Genomic DNA, 23,160 nt, shown 5'->3' with positions numbered 1-23,160 from the left:
TCAGCGACCAGGATCTGCGCGTGCCGGTACCCGGCGTCCCCCGCCGCCAGGGCGGCGAGGGTGTCGGGGAGGGTATGCACCAGGGCCCGGGACTCCTCGAGCAGGTTCTCCGCGGACGGCGCCGGGAGCCGCAGCCCGCACCCGAGTTCCGCGACCAGCGACCGGCGGGCGATCACCGGACTCAACACCGACACCCCGCGGTCACGTTCGCTGTGGGCCCGGACCGCGTCGATCGCGACCGCCCGCGCCGCGAACGCGGCAGCCACCACCCGGTCCGCGTCGAACACCGCGTCCAGCAGCCGGCACTGCTCATCCAGGAACACCGCCCCCGGCGACAACCCGACAGCACCCGAAACGCCGGCGACGCGCGGGACGGCGTCGGGCGGGGCGGTGGTGTCGGTCCGGGTGCCTGAAATGGGGTCGACAGGAGCGCCGGGCCGGCTGCCGGTCGTGGTGTCAGGCCGGGTGCCTGAAATGGGGAAGGCAGGAGCGTCGGGCCGGGTGTCTGTAATGGGGTCGGCATGAGCGTTGGGCCAAGGCCCGGTGTCGGCGGGGACGCCCGGCTGCGTGCCGGTCGCGATGTCGGGCGGGGGCGGAGCCGGTCGATGCCGGCCGGGTGGGACTGGTGTGTTTTCCATGCACCCAGCGTCTCACCTACCACCGACATTCCAACGCTCGAAAATGGCCTCTGACCAGCACCGGTGGATAACTTTCGGAAGTATTTCGCCTGTGGATAAGTCGTTCCGCCGCGACAGCGCGAGGCAGTTCGCGGCAGTGCGCGGCTGTGCGCGGCTGTGCGCGGCAGGGCGAGGCAGTGCCATACAGTGCGAGGCAGCGTGAGGCAGTGCGCCGAAGAGCGATCAGCGCGATGGAGAAACGCGGCGCAGTCCAACCGACGTGATGATCGGCTCCCGCTGGCCCCCGGAATGCACGACGTCCGTCCCATCAACGGTGAGCTGGCTGGCGTGGCACCGGAGGGCGGCCTCGACCGTGTGGCGTTGATGGTCGAGCTCGAACCAGTCGACGCCAGCGTCGGGTGCATGCACCAGCTCCGCGAACGGCGTGCCAGTTGCGAGGGCTGCCTCCAACGCCGCCTCGCGCGTGCGCACGTGGTCAGGATGCCCGTACCCGCCTTCGGAGTCGTAACTGATGACCAACGATGGCTTCTCGGCGGCGATCAGTGCAGCAACGTCGCCCGCCACCTCATCGAGCGCGGCAGCGCAGAGGGAGTCCTCCGTCGCATCCGCTGCAGGTCCGGCCAGTCCGGGCGCGATCCATGACATCCCGGAGTCCCGGTACCGCCGCGGCGCTAGCCCCGCCGCGCGTGCCGGCGCCTCACCGAGCCAGTAGTGCGCCGTGATGCCCAGCCGGGACACCGCACCGGCGAGTTCCCGGTCGCGTTCGTGAGCAAGGGCATCCGCTCCGGAGATATACGGCAGCGAGCCGGGGACGACTTCGCCGCGTTCGCCGCGTGAGGCGGTGAGGAGGGTGACCTGGATACCGTGGTCCTCCAGTTCGGCGATCAACCCGCCGGAGGTGAGGGTCTCATCGTCCGGATGGGCGTGGGCGAACAACACAGAAGTGACGCCGGCAAGAACGCCATCGGTGGCGTTGACGAGGGTCACCCGCGCGCTCCCGGGGAATCGGCCAGCACGGAGTCGTAGACGGCGAGGGTCTGAGTTGCCGTTCGGTCCCAGGTGAACTGAAGTGCCCGCTCGTGGCCGGCGGTGCCGAGGCGGGCGGCGAGGGCCTCGTCGTCGAGGATGCTCCCTACGGCCTCGGCCCAGCCGCTCACTTTCCGGGAATCCACGAGCACGCCGGTCACGCCATTCTGGACGGCTTCAGTTAGGCCACCGGATGCCGCGGCCACGACCGGAATACCGCTCGCGGCCGCCTCCAGGGCCACCAGGCCGAACGTCTCAGAGTGTGACGGAACCAGGAGCATTCGTGCACCGCGGAACAGGGCGGCGAGACCCTCCCTGGATTGCGGGCCGGCGAAGCGCACCCGGTCGGCGACCCCGCGCCGCTCGGCCAGGGCATGCAGTTCCGCCGGGTAGTGATCGTATCCGGTGGTCGGGCCGCCGGCGATGACGAGCTTGGGGCGATCGGCGGCCGGGAGGGCCGCGATGACCTCGATCGCGAGGTCAAGGCCCTTCAACGGCTCGAGGCGGGCGGCGGCGACCAGATATCCGGGCCGGGAGGTCGGGCGCGCAGGTGCGGGGGAGAAGAGCACCGTGTCCACGCCGGGCGGCACGACGAACACGCGAGACGGGCTCGCGCCGAGCCGCGCGACAACGGTCGCCCGTTCGGATTCACTGACCGCGAGGGCCGCATCGGACTCGCGCGCCAGCCGGGCCTCGCCGAGCATCCGTCCTGGCGATTCCGGGCGTTCTCCCTCCGATAGCGGTGTCGCGACGGCGGCGGCAATGCTGTGGAAGCTTTGCACGTGCGGAACCCCGGCCCGCCGTGCGAACGGCAGTGCGGCCATCCCGGAGAACCAGTGATGCGAGTGGACAATGTCATACGGCGCGAGTGCCTGCATGGCCCTGCCGAAGTCGTCAATGTACTGCTCGTGGTCGCCCTTGACGCGACGTTCGATGGGCCCCGCAGTGAGAGACCGGAGCACAACACCCGGGGCGAGTTCGCGGTATGACGGCGTATCGGGCGCACTCCGTCGGGTGAGTATCTCCACCGAGTGGCCCAGGCCGGCCATGGCGAGTGCGGTGGCCCGGACGGCGACGTTCATCCCGCCGACATCCCCGGTGCCCGGGTCGTCGTCGGGAGACGTGTGCAGGCTGACCAGCGCGATTCGGAGGGACACGCCAAAAAGCTTAGGCGCAGCACACCGGCGTGGCTCCCAGGGTGAGCCCGGCGCAGAAGCTAATGCCGCCCGCCCGGCACCGTGATTCGTGCCAGGGCTGACTCGTCCCCGCTTCCAGGGACGACAATCACGAACTGCGAACCACTGGTCCAAACGCCGAGCCGAGCGGAACCCAGCGGCGTGAGCGGCGTGCGCGGAGTTCCTGCGGCGTCCGTCAGTACCAGGCCTCCCGGGTCCTGCGCGCTCGACAAGGGCGCCCGGCGCCCGACCAGGTCGCGGAACCGGCCGGAGCCGCCGTCGAAGTGCCACGGCGTTGCTGTGGCAGCTGTTTCCGCAGCGGTTGCCGGGTCGCCCGTCACCAGGAGCAGCTCGCCCGCCGCATTCGCGTCCACCGGCCGCACCTGGTACGGCATCGGGGCGAACCCGGCGACCGTTCGCCGCGCCGATGACGGCGGCAGCGCCCCGGCAAGGGTTGTCGAGAGGAACAGCATCGCTGCCGCTACCGCTGCCGCTGCCGCCCCGCGCCCCCGCCTCATGTGCCGAGCCTAGCGGCAGCGGTTCTGTGGGCAATGTCCAACGAAGTCGCCGAAGCGTTGGTGAATGCGACAGTAGGCGGCGGAGCCGATTAGGCTGTATCCGGTTGACGCTGCCATTCACCATGAGTGTTCTGCGGCGCTTTGCCACTCATCCGCTGGTCTAGAGGCCGGCAAGAGCAATCAGGGAGACTCCGTGGGCGACGTCGCGCAGCGAACACCGTCAAGCGAACCGCAGAAGGCTACGCTCACTTATCCGGGCGGAACCGCTGAGTTCCCGATTCTTCCGAGCGCTGACGGCGCGTGCAGCATCGACATCTCCACGCTGACCCGCCAGACCGGGTTGACCACCCTGGACTCCGGTTTCGTCAACACGGCGTCCACCCGGTCGGCCATCACCTTCATCGACGGTGAGCAGGGAATCCTCCGCTACCGTGGCTACCCGATCGAGCAGATCGCCAAGAACTCGAGCTTCCTCGAGACGGCATGGCTGCTCATTTACGGGGAACTGCCGACCGCGAGCGAACTCGAGGAGTTCGACAACCGCATCCGTCGCCACACCTTGCTGCACGAGGATCTGCGCCGCTTCTTCGACGCCCTCCCCACGAATGCGCACCCGATGTCGGTGTTGTCGAGCGGTGTTTCAGCGCTCTCGACGTACTACCAGGACTCGCTGAGCCCGAAAGACCCTGAAATGGTGGAGATCTCCACCATCCGCCTGCTGGCCAAGCTGCCGGTCATGGCCGCATACGCGCACAAGAAGAGCATCGGCCAGGCGTTCCTGTACCCCGACAACTCGCTGAGCTTCGTCGACAACTTCCTCAAACTGAACTTCGGCACCCTCGCCGAGCCGTATGAAGTGAACCCGGTCGTGAGCAAGGCCCTCGAGCGACTGCTCATGCTGCACGAGGACCACGAGCAGAACGCCTCCACGTCCACCGTGCGCCTGGTCGGATCGACGGAGGCCAACCTGTTCGCCTCCGTTTCCGCCGGCATCAACGCGCTGTTCGGGCCGCTGCACGGCGGCGCCAACGAGGCGGTGCTCTCGATGCTCGGTGACATCCAGGCCTCCGGCGAAGGCGTCGAGAAGTTCGTCGAGCGGGTCAAGAACAAGGAGCACGGCGTCAAGCTGATGGGCTTCGGCCACCGCGTCTACAAGAATTACGATCCTCGGGCCAAACTCGTGAAGGAAAGCGCCGAAGAGGTGCTCGCCGCCCTCGGCGTGAAGGATGACCTCCTCGACATCGCCATGGAGCTCGAGCACTTCGCCCTCAACGACGACTACTTCAAGGAGCGCAAGCTCTACCCGAACGTGGACTTTTACACCGGCGTGATCTACAAGGCGATGGGCTTCCCCACCCGCATGTTCACCGTGCTGTTCGCCATCGGCCGGCTCCCCGGCTGGGTGGCGCACTGGCGTGAGATGAACACGGACCCGGCCACCAAGATCGGCCGCCCGCAGCAGCTCTACATCGGCTCGCCGGCGCGGGACTTCCCGCAGCGCTGACCCGTAGCTTGCTGGGCAGCTGCGCTGACCCGCCCACCGGCATCCGTCGGTGTCATGGCGACACGGATGCCGCGTCGCCCGCTACGACGACGGCGTCAGCGTGAGCGTGTCTTTCGACGCTTTTTTGACGGCTGCCTCGCTGAACGGCCACGGCCGGGTCTTGTGATGCTGCCAGAGCGGGGTCTGGTCGACGTAATTCGGGTGGAAGGCGTGGCCGGATGCCCCGGTGAGGTTCACCCAGGTCGAATCGTCGAAATCAGCGAGGCTGATCACCTGTCGCATCGACGGAACCCAGTTGACTCCATAGCCCACTGCGGCATCCCAGCCGACGGCGTTGACAACCGATGACGCCCCGGCCAGTTCATACGGACCACGGTTGAACAGCCACTCGATCGGTGCCACTCCCGATTCGCCGAAGCTCGCATTGCGCAGCTCAAGTTTGTGGATCGAACCCCATTCCCAGTCCTTCATGTCCGAACCCATCAAGCGGGTGCCTTCCTTGGCGGCCTGGACTAGCGCGCGCGCAAGCATGCTGTCCCGCCCGACGCTGCCCATCCTGTCGTTTGTCCACCACCGCGCATCCGGCTGCTCGAGCAACGCAGAGACGACGGCGAACGAGCGGTCGCCGCCGGTGAACGCGGTGCCCTCCGGCAGCTTGTCGCTGAACAGGTCGACCAGGAGGTTGCGCCAGACGATGTTGAAGTAGGCCGAGGCCGCACTGTCTGCATCAACCGTATAGTCCCAACCGTCGAAGAGCGCCTGCGCTTTCTTCGCGTCTCCGCTGACCGTGATCTTCTGCAGGACCGGCACGAGGACGGCGGCGATGGAGCTGTAGTTGTCCGCCTGGATCGTGCTCATCGTGTCAGTGGTGATGGGTATCTTCGAGGCAATCAAGGATTGGAGGCGCGTCATGATCTGATCAGCGCGATACCCGAGGTCCCAGTCCTTGGTGATCAGGTACGGATAGTCGGCGCCGACGGGCGCGTTGTTCGCGGTCACGATCACGCCGCTGGGTGGATTGTAGATCTGCGGCAGCGCTTCGAATGGGATGTATCCAGTCCAGCCGTAGGCGCTGGTCCACCCTGGTGACGGCAGGGTGCCGTCGCCGGAGGCGCGGATCGGGATCAGGCCCGGAGCTTGGTAGCCGATGTTGCCGTCGACGTCGGCGTAGAGCAGGTTCTGCGAGGGCACCTCGAACAGTTGCGCCGCCTGGCGGAAGCTTGCCCAGTCGGTGGCCGCGCCCAGGGCGAAGATGGCAGCTGCGGTATGCCCGGGGGTCAGGGCTGTCCATTGGAGCGAGAGTTCGTAGTCGATCGGGGCGGCTGCCGCGGTGTCGGTGGCATCGGTTTCGGTCGGTAGGTCGGCGGCAGCGGGGTAGTCGCTGGCGATGCCGGGGAAGACGGTGCCCTCCAGCCCGCTGATGATAGGGCCGTGCTCGGTGGAGCGGATCTCGATCTTCACCGGGTCCCCGCCGGCGACGGTGATCTTCTCGTTGCGCACCGTGAGCGGCTTCTGCACGCCGTCGTACTCGTAGGTGTCGCCGGTGACTTTTTCCAGGAACAGGTCGGCGACGTCCGGGCCCAGGTTCGTGAATCCCCAGGCGACCCGGGCGTTGTGCCCGATGATGACTCCCGGCATCCCGGAGAAACTATAGCCGGCCAGGTCGAATGGGCAGGCGGCGCTCACGGTGCTGCAACGGAGCCCCACCTGGTACCAGACCGACGGGAGGAGTGGGCCGAGGTGCGGGTCGTTCGCGAGGATCGGCTTGTCGGTGTCGGTGTGGGCGCCGGAGACGACCCAGGAGTTCGATCCGATCTCGCCGCCGGCGGGTCCCAGCAATTCAGGAACCGAGGCCAGTGCGGCACGCACGGAGGACAGCGAGGCGAGCATGGCGGTCTGCGCTGGGCCGCCGGTGGGAAGCGCGGGCGCCGCGGACGCCGCGGACGCCGCGGACGCCGCGGACGCCGCTGGCGCAGCTGGAGACGCTGACGCAGCCGGAGACGCAGACGCTGCTGGCGCAGCGGACGCCGCGCCGGCATCCGCGGAGTCCGTCGCGGGAGCATCCGTCGTCGTGTTCGTGGCCTCCGCGGGCGCGGCCGCCGGCATCCCACCGAGGATCGTGGGGTGCGTCGCGTACGGGTATTCCGGGTGCAGCGTGGCGATCTCGGCCGGCGTGAGGCGGGTCGCCAGCAGCGCCCGGTCGATCTCGTCTTCGAGGTTCGAGCGGAGATCCCAGGCCATCGCCTTCAGCCAGGCGATCGAGTCAGCGGGCGTCCATCGATCTGGCTTGTAGCCGGGACGCTGCAGGCCGAGCACAGCGTATTCGAGCGAGATGTCGGCGCCCTGGTTGGCCTTCAGATAGGCGTTGACCCCGTCGGCGTATGCCTGGTAATAGCTGAGCGTGACCGGGTCGAGGAGCTTGACCTCCTCCTCCGCGACCGCGCGCCAGCCCAGCGTGCGGATGAAGGTGTCGGTGCCGACCTGGCTGGCGCCGAACAGCTCCGACAACCTGCCGGAGGTGACGTGGCGGCGGAAATCCATCTCCCAGAACCGGTCCTGGGCATGCACGTATCCCTCGGCCATGAACAGGTCGATCGGCGTCTTCGCCTCGATCTGCGGTATGCCGGCCTTGTCCCGGTAGACGGTGACGTCGGCGCTGAGGCCGGCGAGGTGTTCCGTGCCGCTGAGGGTCGGGAAGGAGCGGGTGACCGTCCACACTGCGAGCCCAGCCGCGACCACAGCGATCGTGAGCACGACCCCGAGGGTGACCAGTACAGCCCTGATTCGGCGGTGGCGCCTGGTGCGCGGTTGGTCGGTTCCCACATCACTCCCTCGTGAACGTCCGTGTTAGGAGACTACTGAACTTCACGGGTCGCGACGGTGAGGCTGGCAGTGCAGCGGCCGCCGTCGTCACAGCGGATGCCGCGGGTGTGCTCAGGCGTGCAACTGCTGGTTCAGCACGACGCCCGATCCGCTGCGCGGCACCACCTCTACCGCACCGGACAGCGAATTGCGGCGGAACAGCAGGTTCGGCACCCCGGACAGTTCGACGGCCTTGGCGGTGCGGGGCTGGCCGTCCGGAGTGGGCGCGCTCCCGACGAGCACGACCTTGGTGCCGGCGGTCACGTAGAGGCCGGCCTCGACGATGGTGTCATCGCCGATCGAGATGCCGATGCCGGAGTTCGCGCCGAGCAACGCGCGCTCGCCGATCGAGATCCGTTGCGTTCCGCCGCCGGAGAGAGTGCCCATGATCGACGCGCCGCCGCCGATGTCCGAGCCGTTGCCGACGACGACACCCTGGGAGATGCGGCCCTCGACCATCGAGGCACCGAGGGTGCCGGCGTTGAAGTTGACGAAGCCCTCGTGCATGACGGTGGTGCCGGGGGAGAGGTGGGCGCCGAGGCGCACCCGGGCGGCATCCGCGATGCGCACCCGGTCCGGCGTGACGTAGTTCAACAGCGGCGGGAACTTGTCGATCCCGGTCGCGAAGATGCCGGCACGTTGCAACAGCGGCCGCAGCCGGTCGAAGTCGCTCGGGTGCACCGGGCCGGCGTTCGTCCACACCACCGCGGGCAGGTGCGCGAAGATCCCGTCGAGGTTGATGCTGTTCGGCAGCACCAAGAGGTGGGAGAGCAGGTGCAGCCGCAGGTAGGCATCCGCTGTCGAAGCCGGAGGCGCCGACAGCTCGATCTCAATGGTCACCGCGTCGAGGCGTACGTTGCGCCGGGCATCCTCCCCGGCGAGCTCCTCCAGCTCAGCCGGCACCACCCAGTGGTCGCGTCCCTCCGGCATGCTGCCGAGCCGGGGCCGCGGGAACCAGGTGTCGAGCACGGTGCCGTCGCCCGCGACCGTGGCGAGCCCGTATCCCCAGGCGTCGGTGGGCAGCGCGGAAACGGGGGAAGACAGGGTGGCCATGCCTCTAGATTAGTAGGGTGCCCCGGAACCCCCTGAATGCAGCGAACTCCCTGAACGCAACGGCCGCCCTCGAGCTCACCGGTTCGTCGATCGACCTCACCCGTGCGATCTGCGACATCGAGTCGGTCTCCGGCGACGAGACGACCCTGGCCGACGCCATCGTCGCTTCGCTGAGCGGATGCGACCACCTCGAGATCACCAGGGACGGCGACACCATCGTGGCCCGCACGAACCTGGGCCGCGCGCAGCGCGTGGTCATCGCCGGGCACATCGACACCGTGCCGCTGAACCACAACCTGCCCACCCGGTTCGAGACCATCAACGGGGTCGACTTCCTCTGGGGCCGCGGCACGGTCGACATGAAGGCGGGCGTCGCCGTGCAACTCAAGCTCGCCGCCGAACTCACCGCCCCCAGCGTCGACGTGACCTGGATGTGGTACGACCACGAAGAGGTCTCCGCCGACCTCAATGGACTCGAACGACTCGCTGCGAACCGTCCCGACCTGTTCGCCGGCGAGTTCGCCATCCTCGGGGAACCGACGAACAGCCAGATCGAGGGTGGCTGCAATGGCAACCTGCGGGTCGAGATCCGCGCCTTCGGGCTGCGCTCGCACTCGGCCAGGGCCTGGGTCGGCGACAACGCCATCCACAAGATCGCCGCCGTGCTCGACACGCTGGCCGCGTACCAGCCGCGCGAGGTCGAAGTCGAGGGCCTGGTCTACCGGGAGGGACTGAACGCCGTCGGCATCAGCGGCGGCATCGCCGGCAACGTCATCCCCGACGAGGCGATGGTGCACGTGAACTACCGGTTCGCACCGAGCCGGAGCGCAGCGGAGGCGCTCGCCCACATCCACGAACTGTTCCCCGGCTATGAGATCACCGTCGTCGACCAGGCCGAGGGTGCGCGCCCCGGACTCGACGCTCCGATCGCACAGCAGTTCCTCGCCGCCGTCGGCGGGGTGGCCACCCCGAAGTACGGCTGGACGGATGTCGCCCGCTTCTCCGCGCTCGGCGTCCCGGCGGTGAACTACGGCCCCGGCGACCCCCTCAAGGCGCACGCAGACGATGAGCGCGTGGCACTCGACCAGATCACCGCGTGCGAAAACGGTCTGCGGTCGTGGCTCACGGCATCCGTCGGCTGACGCCGGGTGGCGTCGTGAACCGGGCATGAGTACCCTCCGCACGCACGAACCGGCCCGACGGCCGCCCGGTCGATGGCGGGCGCGCTACCGCCTCACCCCGTGGTGGGCCCGGGTGATCGTGATCTGGGTGCTGTCCCGAGCGGTGACCACCACGATGGTGCTCGCGCTGGCGAGCGTGCAGGGGCCCAACCCATGGACCGGCGCGAAACCGACATACCCGCAGTTCGCGAACATCTGGGACGGCCGCTGGTACAACATCGTCGCCGTCGCCGGCTACCCGTCGGTGCTCCCGGTCACCGTGACCGGGCAGGTGAGCGAGAACGCCTGGGCCTTCATGCCGGGCTACCCCGCCGTGGTGCGGTTGCTGATGGAGCTCACCGGAACACAATGGGACCCGGTCGCGGTGTTCGTCTCCCTCGCGTTCAGCCTCGGAACCGCACTCCTGCTCTACCGGTTGATGCGACGGATGCTGCCCGGCCAGACCGCCATGTTCGCCGTGGTCTTGTTCTGCGTGGCCCCGTTGTCACCGATCCTGCAGTTCGGCTACGCCGAGTCGATGTACCTGTTCTTCCTCACGCTCGCCCTGTACCTGCTGCTGCAGCGGCGCTATGTGCTGCTGTTCCCGGTGATCACTGTGATGGCGTTGACCCGGCCGAGCGGGCTGGCCTTCGCGCTGGCCATGGCCCTGCATGTGGGACACCGGTGGTACACGCGGCGCCTCGACCCGTTCCCTGTGGGTGAACGGGTGCTGTCGGCATCCGTCGCCGTGTTCAGCGGGGTGATGGGCCTGGCCTGGCCGCTGATCGCGTGGCTGGTGACCGGGTCGATGAGCGCATACACCGACACCGAACTCGCGTGGCGGGCACCGTACATCGGCTACACCGAACTGGTGCCGTTCACCGCCTGGTTCCAGGGCGGTATGTGGTGGCTGGGCATGCCGCTCGGGATCGTGGCCGTGGTTGCGTTGGTGCTCGCGTTCGTGCTGGCGATGCTGACGCCCGCGGTGCGGCGGCTGCACATCGACCTGCGGTTCTGGATCGTCAGCTACGCCCTGTACCTGCTCGCCGTGTTCTTTCCCCAGTCGAGCACCTTCCGGCTGCTGATGCCGATGTTTCCCCTGCTCGGGGCGGTGGCGCAGCCGCGGTCGCCCGTGTACCGGGTGGTGGTGGTGCTGCTCGCGGTCGCCGGGCAGTGGGGCTGGCTGCTGATCTGCTGGGGCGTCGACGGGGCCGACTGGACGCCGCCGTAACCGGACTCGTTGCGCTCGCGTGCGCGATTCTGTATCCCCCGAGGCGTTCGTGCTGAGGCGTCCCCGATGCGTTCGCGCTGAGGTGTGGATTCGTTCGCGCTGGGTTCGATTCGTTCGCGCTGAGGTTTTCGCCACGCGCGGCTGGCCTGCCCTCGGCGCGTGACCGAATCCTCAGCGCGTGCTGGAATCCTCGGCGCGTGCTGGAATCCTCGGCGCGACGCTTTCGGCGGCCATTCCGGATGTCGCCGAGCCCCTCCCGCTCCTTCACGCTGCGGTTTTTGCCACGCGCTGGTGGCCTGCCCTCAGTGCGTGGCAAAATCCTCAGCGCGTGGCAGAATCCTCAGCGCGACGGATGCCGCGGCGCCGGCGGCGCCTCCGGCCTTGCACCGTGACCGGTTGCGTCTCCACGCCTGGTCTGAGACACTCGTCAGGTTCACGTTCCCCCCCCCGTAAGGCAGTCCGATGAAGTTCTTCGACGTTTTCGCGCCCCTGTCCGCGCACTGACACTCGTCGATTCGCCATTTCTCGGCTCCGGGGTCAGTGCATCCACTGGCATCACCGGAGACGTATGTTTACGCCCAAGAACTCATCCATCACCCTCGCCGACGTCAGCCTGACTTGGCCTGACGGTTCGATCGCGCTCGCAGGCATCACCGGCACTTTCGGCGCCGGCCGCACCGGCCTGGTCGGGGCGAACGGCTCGGGAAAGTCCACCCTGCTCCGCCTGGTCGCGGGCGTGCTCCCACCCACCACGGGCCGGATCCTCACCTCCGGCGACGTCGCCTCCCTGCCGCAGGGGCTCACCATGGACGCCGGCATGACTGTCGCGGGCCTCCTCGGCGTGGCGGCGAAGGTCGAAGCCCTTCACTCCATCGAGGCCGGGAACGTGTCGGAGCGCCACTTCGAGGTGATCGGCGACGACTGGGACATTGAGGCCCGCGCCGATGAGGCCCTCCGCCACATCGGACTGACGTCCGCCGACCTCGGCCGCCGGATGACCCAGGTTTCCGGCGGCGAGGCGATGCTGGTGGCGATCGCAGGTCTGTTGCTCCGGCGCGCGCCGATCACCCTGCTGGACGAGCCGACGAACAACCTTGATCGTGGCGCCCGCGCGCGCTTGGCGACGCTCGTTCGGGCCTGGCCGGGCACCCTGGTGGTGGTCAGCCACGACACCGCGTTGCTCGAGCTGATGGACGAGACCGCCGAACTGTACGCCGGGCGGTTGACGTTCTTCGGAGGTCCGTACAGCGCATGGCGGGCATCCGTCGACGCGGAGCAGGCCGCCGCCGTGCAGGCGGCGCGGGCGGCACACCGGGTCGTGAAGATTGAGAAACGGCAGCGCGTGGCAGCCGAGACGAAACTGGCCCATCGCGCCCGGTTCGCCAAGACGGCGTTCGAAAACAAGCGGGAGCCGAAAATCATCATGAAGCAACGCGCATCAGCGGCCCAGGTCTCGGCCGGCAAACTCCGCACCGATTTCGACGGCAAGGTGCAGACGGCCCAGTCGGCGCTTGATTCAGCGGATGCGAATGTGCGCGATGAGGAGCACATCCGACTCGACTTGCCCGATCCCGATGTGCCGGGCAAGCGCCGGATCGCGGAACTGCAGAGCCCCGGCCAATCCTTCGTCATCCAGGGGCCGGAGCGGATCGCCCTGGTCGGGCCGAATGGTGTCGGCAAGACGACGTTGCTCGAAGCGCTCCTTTACGGACGCGGTGGCGGCGATGACGAGCACGCGCCCGGAACGGCGGGCGGGGTGCTGCTGACCGATCGGGTGGGCTACCTCCCGCAGCGCCTCGACGGGCTCGACGACAACGCGACAGTTCTTGAGAACGTGCGCAATGCCGCATCCGCTGTGTCGATCGGTGTGATCAGGAACCAGCTGGCCCGCTTCCTCCTCCGGGGGGCGGCGGTCGAGCGATCGGTGGGGACTCTCTCCGGCGGCGAGCGTTTTCGGGTGGCGCTCGCGCGACTACTGCTGGCGGACCCGCCGCCGCAGGTGCTGCTGCTCGACGAACCGACCAACAACCTGGACCTCGGGACTGTCGAGCAAGTTGTCGATGCCCTGCGCGTCTACCGGGGCGCCCTGATCGTGGTGAGCCACGACGACGCCTTTCTTGGCCGGCTCGACCTCACGCGGACGCTGAGTCTGGACCGGTCGGGTTCGCTGGCCGAGGTTCGTCCCGAGGCGCCGCCGCGATCGTGACCCGGGAAGTCGCCGTTCGGAGACGCGGGCACTGCGACCCCCGCCGCTCCGGGCGCCCGCCCGGGATGCGCGGGCACTCCGACCCCGCGGCTCCGGCCTGTTCGCGCTGAGGTTTCTGCCACGCGCGGATGGCCTGCCCTCAGCGCTTGTAAGAATCCTCAGCGCGACGGCATGGGCGGCGGATGCGGAACGCGTCAGCGCCGACCGCCCAGTGCCCCCAAAATGCCCGGAATTACGGTCTCGGGCCGGGATGGTCGATAATGGTAGTACGACGAACGGAAGGGGAGTTCATGGCGGCTATGAAGCCACGGACTGGAGACGGGCCAATGGAGGCAGTAAAGGAGGGGCGCCTGATCATTGTGCGGGTGCCGCTCGAAGGCGGAGGCCGACTTGTCGTCTCTGTGAACGATGCTGAGGCCAAGGAGCTTCACGATGCGCTGGCGGGCGTAGTCAACGCCGCCAAGTAGAACTAGAACTCGGAATTCGGCTGCGCAACTTCGGTTGCGCAGCCGAATTCTCGTTAACGGGCTGTCACCCGCACACGGCGCTGAGAGAACTACGCGCGGAGTTTGGTGATCTGGAGCAGCCCGTCGCCGACGGGGGAGAGCGCGCTGACCACGGCGCTCGATCCGGCGATCTCCTTGAGCAGGGTGCGGAAACCGGTCGCCACATCGTCGCGCTGGGCGGGATCGGCTACCCGACCGCGCCAGAGAGCGTGCGCCACCAGGACGGTTCCGCCCGGACGCGCGAGCCGCAGCCCGTGCTCCACGTACTCGATGACCGACTGGGGATCGGCGTCGATGAACACGATGTCGTACGAGTTCTCGTTCATTCGTGGCAGGACATCTGCTGCCTTGCCGGTGATCAGGCGCACCCGGTTGCCCGGGATCCTGGCCTCCAGGAAGCTCGCCTTGGCGTGCTGCTGGTGGTCGATCTCGGTGTCGATCGATGTCAGGGTGGCGCCGGGAGCGCCGGTGAGCAGCCACATCCCGGACACGCCGGCCCCGGTTCCCACCTCGAGGATGTTCATCGCGCCCGTCGCTGCGGCGATGACGGCGGATTGGGCGCCGACGGACGGCGCGATGGCATCGATCCCCAATTCCAGGGACTGCTGCCTCGCGCGGGCCAGCGCTTCCGTCTCGACAACGGAATCGTCGGAGAATTTCCAGTTCAGTTCTTTGTCAGACACAGTGCGGCTCCAGTTGATGATTAGGTCAAGACTAGGGCCGCCAACGGTATGGTCCGGGGATGCCTCGCCGACGGTTATTCTGAGGACATGTTCGGTTTGACGTTCGAGAAGATCCTGATCATCGGCATCGTGGCCGTGTTCCTGCTCGGACCGGAAAAACTGCCGCACTACGCGGCCCAGCTCGGACGCCTCGTCCGCCAGTTGCGCGACATGGCCAACGGGGCCAAAGATCGCATGCGCGACGAGATGGGCCCCGAGTTCGACGAACTGGACTGGAAGAAGCTCGATCCCCGCCAGTACGACCCGCGCCGGATCATCCGTGAAGCCCTGCTCGACGACACGCCAGCGGATACGACCCCCACCATTTCGAGGTCGCCCAACCCGAACAGCGCCTACCTCCAAAAGAAGCGCGCCAGCTTGCCGGCCGCCGAACCGGCTCCCTTCGACACAGAGGCCACCTAGACCACGGGGTCTCGGCCCTTGGACAGCGTCAGGACGGCGCAAGCTCGACCACCGGTCTCAGCGGCGGCGGAGCAGCTTCAGCGCCCTCGCGAGCAGCAGCATCGGCCCGGCCAGCTTCGCGAACTCCCGGCCGGACCGGGGCAGCTGCAGCAGCCCGGTCGCGCGGGAGATGGTGGTGGGGTCGACGAAGCGCAGGAGTCCCTCCGGCCCGTTCCTCCGGCCGAGGCCCGACTGCTTGACGCCGCCCATGGGTGCGTCGACCGCCGAGAACGAGCCGCGGTAGCCCTCGTTGATGTTCACGCTGCCGGCCAGGATGGCCTCGGCGATCCGCATGGCCCGGCGCGGTGAGCCCGAGAGCACCGACGCGTTCAGGCCGTAGTCGCTGGAGTTGGCGGCCAGGATCGCTTCCTGCTCGGTGTCGACCACGGCAACGGCCACCACCGGCCCGAACGTCTCGGCCGCGAAGCAGTCCATGTCTGGCGTGACCCCTTCGAGCACCGTGGGTTCGAAGAACAACGGGCCGACGTCGGGGCGTGCTGAGCCGCCGGCGAGGATCGTGGCGCCCTTCTCGACGGCGTCTGCGACGTGGGCCGTGACACGGTCGAGCTGCGCCTGGGTGGTCAGCGAGCCGACATCGGCCGAATAGTCGAACGCGCCGCCCAGCCTGAGGCCGGTCACGGTGCGGGCGAACTCGCGGATGAAGGTGGGGGCGATGCCGCGTTCGAGGTAGATGCGTTCGGTGGACACGCACAACTGGCCGAGTGAGGAGAAACAGGCGTACGCGGCATCCGCTGCGGCAGTCACCGGGTCCGCGTCGTCGAGCACGATCAGCGGATTCTTGCCCCCGAGTTCGAGGGAGACCCCGGTGAGGTTCGCCGCGGCCTGGGCGGCGACGACCCTGCCGGTGGCGGTGGACCCGGTGAAGCAGATGTAGTCGGCCTCGTTCGTGACGGCGCCGCCGATCTCGGTGCCGTCGCCGGCGACGACGGCCCACAGCTGCGCGGGCACGCCCGCGTCGATGAACGCCCGCCGCAGGGAGAGGATGCTCAGAGCGCCCTGGTTGTCGGCCTTCTGCACGACGCCGCAGCCGGCCGCCAGTGCCGGAATGACGTCCATGGCGGCCAGGCTGAGCGGGTAGTTCCAAGGCGTGATGACTCCCGCCACGCCTTTCGGCCGGTACCGCACCCGGGTGGAGATCACCAGCGGCAGGCCGGAGCGTCGCCGTTGTCCGCGGAGCACCCGTCGGGCGGTGAGCGCGTTGTACCGGGTGACGCCGGCCGCCTGGAAGAGCTCCTCGAAGGCCTGGCCGCGAGTCTTCCCGGTCTCGGACTGCACCGCATCGAGGATCAGGTCCCAGCGGGCCAGCACCAGGTCGTGGGCTCGGAGCAGCACCGCACGGCGGTGTGCGAAGCCGGCCCTGGCCCACGCCAGCTGGGCAAGCCGGGCCCGGGCGTAGGCGTCGTGCACATCGTTGTGGGTGCTCAACGGGAGCTCGTGCAGCACCGCGCCGCTGAACGGCGCGATCACCTCGATGGTCGCCCCCGAACTGGCCGTGAGGTCGCGGTCGAGGCCGGCGATGAACGAGTGTTCGAGAGGGGAGGCTGGCATGTCGGCCAGTCTAGGACAGCGCCGCCGCTGCCCAGATGCCGGCCTCAGTAGCTGCAGTGCGCGGCGATCCAGTCATAGACCTGTCGGCGAAGGACATCGCTGACGGCGAAGTTGTAGGTGCCGGCGGGCCCGGACGAGGTGGTCACCTGGAAGGGGAAGACGGTGCCGCGCTTGTCCTCGATGACGGCGTGCGGGTCGCAGCGCGTGGGCCGGAGTGCGAGCGACACCGTCTGGGGCGGCGACGCCGCGTCGAGCGTGAGGCCCACCGGCCAGTCCAGGCCCGACGCAGACGCCAGCAGCACGGTGGCGGACACCCGGTCGACGGTCACGGAGCCGCCCGCGCCGGTGGGAGTGACCGTCAAGTCGAGCCAGGCAACGGATGCCGCCCCGGTCCCGTCGATCCGCACGGAGGCGGGCTCGATGATCGCGACCACGGAGTCGACTGCGGCGGCCAGGCAGTCCTCGCGCACGATCCGGTCGATGGTGTCCTTGGTGTCGGCCGGGGTGAGGGACGCGGATCCCGTACCGCCCGCCCTGGCGCTCCCGGCCCGCCAGACCATGGTGACCTGCCCCGTGCCGCCGCCGCGCCCGTCGCAGACCGCCGTCCCGAGTTGCACCCGAAGGTCGGTGGCGGAGCCGGCAGTGATGGTGAGCGGCTCCTTCCATGTCGCGATGCCGGTGAACTGCGGCGACTCGAATGCCGCCGAGACCAGTTCGAGGTCGCTGGCGCCGCCGTTGGTGACGCCGATTTCGAGCACCCGCACCGCGTAGTCCTGCCGGTTCTGGAAGATCTCGACGCTGACGCCGTCCGCCGGCCGTGTCGGAGCGGCGGCCGGCACTGCCGAGCTGCAGCCGGCCATGGCAAGTACCGCCGCGGTCACAGACAGCATCGCCGCCGCGGTCACGACCGCCGAACGCAACCCGGTACGCATTCCCGCAGTCTATTCCGCACTCTTTCCCCGGAACCGCACCTTCTCGCCGACGGTCCACGGTCCGGCAGCCGGGTGCGTGTCAGCGGGCGGGCGTGATTCCGAGGCTCAAGCCGGAGAGGCCGCGCGAACGGGTGGCGAGCCTGACCGCAACGGTGCGGATGGCGACGCTCGCCGGGTCACCGGGGTCCGCGAGCACCACGGGCGTCCCGGCGTCGCCGCCGGTCCGGAGCGACACGCTCAGCGGCACCTGCGCGAGGAGCGGCACCGGCGTGTCCTGCCCGGCCGAGAGCCGCGCGGCCACCTCAGCGCCGCCGCCGGAACCGAACAGGTTGAGCACCGAGCCGTCGGGTTGCGGCAAGCCGGCCATGTTCTCGATCACGCCGTATAGGGTCTGCCCGGTCTGCCGGGCGACGACACCGCTTCGCTCAGCCACGTCGGCCGCGGCGGGTTGCGGGGTCGTGACGACGATGACGTCGGCATGGGGAAGCAGTTGCCCCACCGAGATCGCCACGTCCCCGGTGCCGGGCGGCAGGTCGAGAAGCAGCACGTCCAGGTCGCCGAAGTACACGTCGGTGAGGAACTGCTGGATGGTGCGGTGCAGCATCGGTCCCCGCCAGGCGACCGCGACGGACGGGTCGTCGACGAACATGCCGATTGAGATGACTTTCACGTCATACGCGATCGGCGGGAGGATCATGTCGCCGACCTGGGTCGGTTTCACGCCGGCGATGCCGAGGAGGCCGGGTATGGAGAAACCGTACACGTCAGCGTCCACGATGCCCACCCGCAGGCCCTGCTCGGCCAGCGCCACCGCAAGGTTGGCCGTGATCGTCGACTTGCCGACCCCGCCCTTGCCGCTGGTGACCGCGTACACGCGTGTCAACGAGTCCTTGGTGAACTGGGTGCCCCGCGCCACCTTGCCGCCGCGCAGCCGCTCGGTCAGCGCCTGCCGCTGCTCGCGGGTCATCACACTCACCTCAACAGTCGCGTGCCCGACGCCGGCCGCTGACTCAGCCGCCTCGAGAACGTCGCGCTCGATGCGCACGGCGGCGGGGCATCCGGCAATCGTCAGGCGGATGCCCACCGTCACCTGGCCATCGTCGCCGACGTCGACCCCGGCCACCATGTCCAGGTCGGTGATGGGCTTGCGGATCTCCGGGTCGGTGACGCCGGCCAGGGCGGCGAGCACCCGGTCGCGGAGGCCCCCGTTCGGCAGCCCGTCCGTCGGCAGGTCAGCGGTCAACCGGGGCACGCCCACTGCTGTCCACGGCGTCTGAAACGTCGCGCTCACTCAACTGTTCGGTCAGCGACCGCAGTTCCGCCCGGATGAAGTCCTTGGACGCCATGTCCTTGACCGCCAGCCGGAGGGCGACCACCTCGCGGGCCAGGTACTCGGTGTCGGCGAGGTTCCGTTCGGCACGTTGCCGGTCCTGCTCGATCTGAACCCGGTCGCGGTCATCCTGCCGGTTCTGCGCCAGCAGGATCATCGGGGCGGCGTACGAGGCCTGCAGCGACAACACCAGGGTGAGGGCGATGAAGCCGAGAGCGACCGAGTCGAAACGGAGCGACACCGGCGCGAGCGTGTTCCAGAGGATCCAGGCGATCGTGAACAGGGTGAGCCCGAGCAGGAACCACGGGGTGCCCATGCCGCGGGCGATGGACTCGGTGAACCGGCCGAACCGGTCGTTGCCGCCCCGAGCGCGGAGGAGGTTATTGGAACGCAGCCCCTTCGGGGCGTCGAGCCGGACATCCGACTTGCTAGCTCGTGCCATTGGTCCTCCTCCTTCCGCGTGTGGTCCGGCCGACGCCGGGGTCCGGGCTGTTCTGCCCCGGCAGCGGGATACTTCCTGTGGTCAACGTGCTCCGCACGCTCGCGCGTCTTTGCACGTCGTCGTTCCCGTCGTGACTTCGCCAGTCGTCCGGCAGCAGGTAATCGAGGACATCATCAATGGTCACCACCCCGACGAGTCGGTGGTTGTCGTCGACCACCGGCACGGAGACCAGGTCGTAGCTGGCCAGGATGCGGGAGACCTCCGCCGCCGACGTGTCGGCGGTGACCGGGTCGAGACCGGCGTCGAGCAGCGTGCCGAGACGTTCATGGGGCGGGTAGCGCAGCATCCGCTGGAAGTGCACCATGCCGAGGAACCGACCGGTGGGCGGTTCGTACGGTGGAAGCGTCACGCAGATCGCGGCGCCGAGCGCCGGCGCCAGGTCGTGGCGGCGGATGAGGGCAAGGCCCTCGGCGACTGTCGCGTCGGCGGAGACGATGATCGGCTCCGTCGTCATCAGGCCGCCGGCGGTGTCGGGTGCATAAGAGAGGAGGAACCGGACGTCGTCGGCTTCCTCCGGCTCCATCAGGTCGAGGAGCTGCTCGCCGCGCTCTTCCGGCAGCTGGGCGATCAGGTCGGCGGCGTCGTCGGGCTGCATGTGGTCGAGAACGTCGGCCGCGCGGGCGTCGCCCAGTTTGGTGAGGATGCCGACCTGCTCGCTTTCGGGCATCTCCTCGAGGACGTCGGCGAGCCGGTCGTCGGAGAGTTCGCCGGCGACCTCGTACATCCGCTCTGTCGGCAGGTCGAGGAGGGTGTTGGCCAGGTCGGCGGGCTTCAGGTCGGAGTAGGTGGCGATGAGCTGCTCGGCGGACTGGGCCTGTCCGGCGGTCGACTTCTCCCGCACCTCGCTCCAGTTGACGAACGCGGTGGCGCCCTTGGCGAACGGGGAGGCACTGGTCTTGGGGCGACGCACGAAGAGCTGGCTGATCGCCCACTCCGCCTGGTCGGTCTCCTCGATCGCGACGTCCTCGACGGTGGCTTCGCCCGAGCCGTCGTTGAACACGACCTTGCGCCCGAGCATTTCCGCGATTACCCGCACTTCGCCGCCGCGTTGTTCGAAGCGGCGCACGTTGATCAGGCCGGTCGTGATGATCTGCCCGCTGCCAATGCTGGTGACGCGTCCGATCGAGACGAAGACACGGCGCTTACCGGGGATCTCGACGATCAGGCCGACCACGCGGGGCGGGTCGCTCTTTCGGTAGACCACCAGGACGTCGCGCACCTTGCCCACGCGGTCGCCCGCGGGGTCGAAGACGGTGCACCCGGCGAGACGGGCGACAAATACTCTGGAGGCACTCACACTACAAATGTAGGCTACCCGGCTGGGGACACCCGCCCGGTTTCCAGTAGTCATGAAAGAATGGCGACATGAGCACCCCCAGCCCGTTCGGCGGCCGACGCCAGGCAGCCTTCCCCACTATGCCCAAGGGCGAGGTCGTGGCCACCTACGAGACCTACGCCGAGGCGCAGGCCGCCGTGGACACGCTCGCCAAGGCCGACTTCCCGGTGAAGCAGCTCTCGATCGTCGGCAACGACCTGAACAGTGTGGAGCGGGTCACCGGCAAGCTCACGTGGGGGCGCGTCGCCCTGGCCGGAGCGGCGTCCGGCGCCTGGCTCGGCGTGTTCTTCGGGCTGTTGTTCTTCCTCTTCTCCCCGGCCGGCGCCGGGCTGCCGTTCCTGTTCGCCGCGGTGCTGCTCGGTGCCGGGTTCGGCATGCTGTTCGGCCTGGTCAGCTACGCCGTCAACCGCCGCCGCCGCGACTTCACCTCCACCATGCAGGTGATCGCCACGAACTACCAGGTCGTCGTCGAGTCGGGGCTGGTCAACCGCGCGCGGAACGTGATCGCCGGCCAGGGCGACCGGACAACGGATGCCGCTCCGCAGCATCCCTCTGACCCGCCTCGGAACGTGTTCGTCCCACCCTCCGGCGGCGACGTGACCGCGCCGCACGACGAGCACCCGCACGACGGGCACCCGCACGACGAACACCTCGAGGACCCGACGCCGAGCGACGTTCCGGCTGGCACCACGCCGCCCGAGGAGCCGCCCATGTACGGCGAGCGTCCGCCGAAGTAGCGCGAGCATCCACATCGCAGGCTTCCGGCCTGCCCGGGTCACCGCGCCCTCGAAAGGACAGCAATGAGCCTGATCAGGCTGCACGACGTCAGCATCCGCTTCGAGAACACGCAGGTCCTGCGGGAGGCGTTCTTCCGCCTGGAACCCGGCGACCGGGTCGGGCTGATCGGCAAGAACGGCTCGGGGAAGTCGACCATCCTCAAGCTGGTCCAGGACCAGGTGGCTCCGGACTCGGGGACCGTCAGCGTCGAGGAGGGCACGCGCCTGGGCTATTTCTCCCAGTTCTCTGAACTGAACGGTGCGGCCACCATCACCGAGGTGCTGGACGGATTGTTCGCCGACATCACGGCGATCGAGTCGGAACTGGCGGCCATCGACGCCGCCATCGCCGCTGCCCCCTCCGGTGGTGCGGAGCTGGACCGGTTGATCCTGCGCCAGGCCGAACTCTTCGAGGACATGGACCGCCTGGACGGCTGGGACTACCGGCGGCGCATCGACACCGCGCTCACCACGCTCGGGTTCTCCCCGGCCCACCGTAGCTGCCCGATCGACGAGCTGTCCGGCGGTTGGCGCAACCGGGCCGCGCTGGCCAAGATCGTGCTGGAGGCGCCGGACGTGCTCCTGCTCGACGAACCCACCAACTACCTCGATGTGGTGGGCGTGGAATGGCTCGAAGCCTGGTTCCGCGCCTTCCGCGGCGCGGCGATCATCGTCTCGCACGACCGGAGGTTCCTCGACGCGGTCGTGACCCGCATCATCGAGGTGGAGAACTTCCACCTCCATGAATACCCGGGAAACTTCGGCGAGTACGTGGTGCAGAAGCAGTTCCGGCTGAAGACGCTCGAGCAGCAGTTCGTGCACGAGTCGGAACTGCTGGCGTTCGAGGCGGAGGGGATCGCCGACCGCCGGGAGGCGGCGAAGACCGCCAGCCGGAAGCTGGGCGGCCAACTGGCGACGATCAAGAAGTCGCGAGCCCCACGCCCGGTCGACCAGATCATCACGGAGATCTACGGCGGCCTGCACATCAAGGACGTGCTGTGCCGGGTGGACGGGCTCAGCAAGTCGTTCGGGCCGAAGACGTTGTTCAGCGACCTCACCTTCGAGATCAGGCGGGGCAACCGGATCGCCGTCCTGGGCTCGAACGGCAGCGGCAAGTCGACGCTGCTCAAGGTGCTCACCGGGGAAGAACCCGCAGACTCCGGGCAGGTGGCCTGGGCTGCCGGCGCCGGGGTGGTGTCATACAACCAGGTGCTGGACGCCCTCGACGAGAGCGACACCGTCACGCACTCGGTGAACGCCATGCCAGGGAGCCTGGCGCTGACCGCGACCCGCAAGTCGGTGAACCGGTTCCTCACCATGTTCCAGTTCTCGGAAGGCGACCTCAAACAGAAGATCGGGAACCTGTCCGGAGGGCAACGTGCCCGCGTCGCGATGGCGCAGTGCCTGCTGTCGGGCGCATCCGTGCTGCTGCTCGACGAGCCGACGAACCACCTGGACCTATCGAGCACACAGGTGATGGAACGGGCGCTGCTGCACTTCCCGGGGGCCGTGGTGGTAGTCAGCCATGACCGCTTCTTCACCGAGAAGATCGCCACCCGGCAGCTGGTCTTCGGGAGCGACGACGCGGAGGCCGGCGAGGTCGAGGTGCGCGCGGCGTAAACGGGTGCCGTGGGTGGGCCTGCGCGGGTCCA

The 23,160-nt window shown here is 68.5% G+C and carries 19 protein-coding genes and 1 pseudogene; 8 read left to right on the top strand and 12 right to left on the bottom strand.

Going from position 1 to position 23,160, the window contains the following annotated elements:
• The 4 genes and pseudogenes from AB4Y94_RS15665 to AB4Y94_RS15650 form a co-directional block, all read right to left on the bottom strand.
• Positions 1 to 638: pseudogene (locus AB4Y94_RS15665) on the bottom strand (hypothetical protein); the annotation flags it as partial.
• 222 nt (positions 639 to 860) lie between these two features.
• Positions 861 to 1,625: a PIG-L family deacetylase gene (locus tag AB4Y94_RS15660; RefSeq protein ID WP_441728886.1), complete on the bottom strand. Its 765-nt coding sequence runs from the start codon at positions 1,623 to 1,625 to the stop codon at positions 861 to 863.
• Positions 1,622 to 2,821: a glycosyltransferase gene (locus AB4Y94_RS15655; RefSeq protein ID WP_441728885.1), complete on the bottom strand. Its 1,200-nt coding sequence runs from the start codon at positions 2,819 to 2,821 to the stop codon at positions 1,622 to 1,624. Before AB4Y94_RS15655 ends, AB4Y94_RS15660 begins: the two co-directional genes overlap by 4 nt.
• 59 nt (positions 2,822 to 2,880) lie before the next feature.
• Positions 2,881 to 3,357, bottom strand: coding sequence for a hypothetical protein (locus AB4Y94_RS15650; protein ID WP_441728884.1), 477 nt, complete (start codon positions 3,355 to 3,357; stop codon positions 2,881 to 2,883).
• 193 nt (positions 3,358 to 3,550) lie between these two features.
• On the opposite strand from AB4Y94_RS15650, the gene AB4Y94_RS15645 reads away from it, so the two are divergent.
• On the top strand, positions 3,551 to 4,861 hold the full coding sequence (locus AB4Y94_RS15645) for a citrate synthase (protein WP_441728883.1): 1,311 nt from the start codon (positions 3,551 to 3,553) through the stop codon (positions 4,859 to 4,861).
• An 81-nt stretch (positions 4,862 to 4,942) separates the two neighbouring features.
• On the opposite strand, the gene AB4Y94_RS15640 is transcribed toward AB4Y94_RS15645, so the two are convergent.
• Entirely contained in the window at positions 4,943 to 7,684 is a 2,742-nt protein-coding gene (locus AB4Y94_RS15640; RefSeq protein ID WP_441728882.1) for a penicillin acylase family protein, read from the bottom strand.
• 111 nt (positions 7,685 to 7,795) lie between these two features.
• The gene (gene dapD, locus AB4Y94_RS15635) at positions 7,796 to 8,776 is read right to left on the bottom strand and encodes a 2,3,4,5-tetrahydropyridine-2,6-dicarboxylate N-succinyltransferase (protein ID WP_441728881.1); all 981 of its coding nucleotides are present in this window, start codon (positions 8,774 to 8,776) and stop codon (positions 7,796 to 7,798) included.
• Between the two features lie 17 nt (positions 8,777 to 8,793).
• Here dapD and dapE point away from each other — a divergent pair, with 17 nt between their 5' ends.
• The 4 genes from dapE (at position 8,794) to AB4Y94_RS15615 (ending at position 13,840) form a co-directional block, all read left to right on the top strand.
• Positions 8,794 to 9,918 (top strand): succinyl-diaminopimelate desuccinylase, encoded by a 1,125-nt coding sequence (gene dapE, locus AB4Y94_RS15630; RefSeq protein WP_441728880.1) that lies wholly within the window; start codon positions 8,794 to 8,796, stop codon positions 9,916 to 9,918.
• A 25-nt stretch (positions 9,919 to 9,943) separates the two neighbouring features.
• Complete coding sequence (locus tag AB4Y94_RS15625; protein WP_441728879.1) at positions 9,944 to 11,167, top strand: hypothetical protein; 1,224 nt, start codon at positions 9,944 to 9,946, stop codon at positions 11,165 to 11,167.
• Between the two features lie 568 nt (positions 11,168 to 11,735).
• Positions 11,736 to 13,373, top strand: coding sequence for an ABC-F family ATP-binding cassette domain-containing protein (locus AB4Y94_RS15620; RefSeq protein ID WP_441728878.1), 1,638 nt, complete (start codon positions 11,736 to 11,738; stop codon positions 13,371 to 13,373).
• A gap of 290 nt (positions 13,374 to 13,663) precedes the next feature.
• Complete coding sequence (locus AB4Y94_RS15615) at positions 13,664 to 13,840, top strand: DUF3117 domain-containing protein (protein WP_441728877.1); 177 nt, start codon at positions 13,664 to 13,666, stop codon at positions 13,838 to 13,840.
• 89 nt (positions 13,841 to 13,929) lie between these two features.
• On the opposite strand, the gene AB4Y94_RS15610 is transcribed toward AB4Y94_RS15615, so the two are convergent.
• A complete protein-coding gene (locus tag AB4Y94_RS15610; RefSeq protein WP_441728875.1) occupies positions 13,930 to 14,562 on the bottom strand; it encodes an O-methyltransferase in 633 nt (210 codons plus the stop codon).
• Between the two features lie 87 nt (positions 14,563 to 14,649).
• On the opposite strand from AB4Y94_RS15610, the gene AB4Y94_RS15605 reads away from it, so the two are divergent.
• Entirely contained in the window at positions 14,650 to 15,024 is a 375-nt protein-coding gene (locus AB4Y94_RS15605) for a sec-independent translocase (RefSeq protein WP_441728874.1), read from the top strand.
• Between the two features lie 57 nt (positions 15,025 to 15,081).
• On the opposite strand, the gene AB4Y94_RS15600 is transcribed toward AB4Y94_RS15605, so the two are convergent.
• From AB4Y94_RS15600 to AB4Y94_RS15580, 5 genes are all read right to left on the bottom strand, one after another.
• Positions 15,082 to 16,632 (bottom strand): succinic semialdehyde dehydrogenase, encoded by a 1,551-nt coding sequence (locus AB4Y94_RS15600; protein ID WP_441728873.1) that lies wholly within the window; start codon positions 16,630 to 16,632, stop codon positions 15,082 to 15,084.
• A gap of 44 nt (positions 16,633 to 16,676) precedes the next feature.
• The gene (locus AB4Y94_RS15595; RefSeq protein WP_441728872.1) at positions 16,677 to 17,564 is read right to left on the bottom strand and encodes a hypothetical protein; all 888 of its coding nucleotides are present in this window, start codon (positions 17,562 to 17,564) and stop codon (positions 16,677 to 16,679) included.
• Between the two features lie 79 nt (positions 17,565 to 17,643).
• Positions 17,644 to 18,807, bottom strand: a complete 1,164-nt coding sequence (locus AB4Y94_RS15590; protein ID WP_441728894.1) for an Mrp/NBP35 family ATP-binding protein — start codon at positions 18,805 to 18,807, stop codon at positions 17,644 to 17,646.
• Entirely contained in the window at positions 18,797 to 19,336 is a 540-nt protein-coding gene (locus AB4Y94_RS15585; protein WP_441728871.1) for a DUF1003 domain-containing protein, read from the bottom strand. The genes AB4Y94_RS15590 and AB4Y94_RS15585 overlap by 11 nt, the downstream gene beginning before the upstream one ends.
• The gene (locus tag AB4Y94_RS15580) at positions 19,323 to 20,693 is read right to left on the bottom strand and encodes a magnesium transporter MgtE N-terminal domain-containing protein (RefSeq protein WP_441728870.1); all 1,371 of its coding nucleotides are present in this window, start codon (positions 20,691 to 20,693) and stop codon (positions 19,323 to 19,325) included. The genes AB4Y94_RS15585 and AB4Y94_RS15580 overlap by 14 nt, the downstream gene beginning before the upstream one ends.
• Before the next feature lie 68 nt (positions 20,694 to 20,761).
• Between AB4Y94_RS15580 and AB4Y94_RS15575 the strand changes: the two genes are divergently transcribed.
• The gene (locus AB4Y94_RS15575; RefSeq protein WP_441728869.1) at positions 20,762 to 21,469 is read left to right on the top strand and encodes a general stress protein; all 708 of its coding nucleotides are present in this window, start codon (positions 20,762 to 20,764) and stop codon (positions 21,467 to 21,469) included.
• A gap of 63 nt (positions 21,470 to 21,532) precedes the next feature.
• The gene (locus AB4Y94_RS15570) at positions 21,533 to 23,128 is read left to right on the top strand and encodes an ABC-F family ATP-binding cassette domain-containing protein (protein WP_441728867.1); all 1,596 of its coding nucleotides are present in this window, start codon (positions 21,533 to 21,535) and stop codon (positions 23,126 to 23,128) included.
• Positions 23,129 to 23,160: the final 32 nt, after the last annotated feature.

The sequence above is a fragment of the Glaciibacter sp. 2TAF33 genome (assembly GCF_052114945.1).
Lineage (GTDB): Bacteria > Actinomycetota > Actinomycetes > Actinomycetales > Microbacteriaceae > Cryobacterium.
Note: the sequence above shows the minus strand (reverse complement) of the source record. Positions and strands in the feature narration are given on the sequence as shown.

What these genes read in the sequence shown, in the direction of transcription:
- AB4Y94_RS15570 (WP_441728867.1), top strand. Translation starts at nt 21,533, where the DNA reads ATGAGCCTGATCAGGCTGCACGACGTCAGCATCCGCTTCGAGAACACG.
- AB4Y94_RS15650 (WP_441728884.1), bottom strand. Translation starts at nt 3,357, where the DNA reads ATGAGGCGGGGGCGCGGGGCGGCAGCGGCAGCGGTAGCGGCAGCGATG.
- AB4Y94_RS15625 (WP_441728879.1), top strand. Translation starts at nt 9,944, where the DNA reads ATGAGTACCCTCCGCACGCACGAACCGGCCCGACGGCCGCCCGGTCGA.
- AB4Y94_RS15600 (WP_441728873.1), bottom strand. Translation starts at nt 16,632, where the DNA reads ATGCCAGCCTCCCCTCTCGAACACTCGTTCATCGCCGGCCTCGACCGC.
- AB4Y94_RS15605 (WP_441728874.1), top strand. Translation starts at nt 14,650, where the DNA reads ATGTTCGGTTTGACGTTCGAGAAGATCCTGATCATCGGCATCGTGGCC.
- dapD (WP_441728881.1), bottom strand. Translation starts at nt 8,776, where the DNA reads ATGGCCACCCTGTCTTCCCCCGTTTCCGCGCTGCCCACCGACGCCTGG.
- AB4Y94_RS15575 (WP_441728869.1), top strand. Translation starts at nt 20,762, where the DNA reads ATGAGCACCCCCAGCCCGTTCGGCGGCCGACGCCAGGCAGCCTTCCCC.
- AB4Y94_RS15620 (WP_441728878.1), top strand. Translation starts at nt 11,736, where the DNA reads ATGTTTACGCCCAAGAACTCATCCATCACCCTCGCCGACGTCAGCCTG.
- AB4Y94_RS15595 (WP_441728872.1), bottom strand. Translation starts at nt 17,564, where the DNA reads ATGCGTACCGGGTTGCGTTCGGCGGTCGTGACCGCGGCGGCGATGCTG.
- AB4Y94_RS15585 (WP_441728871.1), bottom strand. Translation starts at nt 19,336, where the DNA reads ATGGCACGAGCTAGCAAGTCGGATGTCCGGCTCGACGCCCCGAAGGGG.
- AB4Y94_RS15615 (WP_441728877.1), top strand. Translation starts at nt 13,664, where the DNA reads ATGGCGGCTATGAAGCCACGGACTGGAGACGGGCCAATGGAGGCAGTA.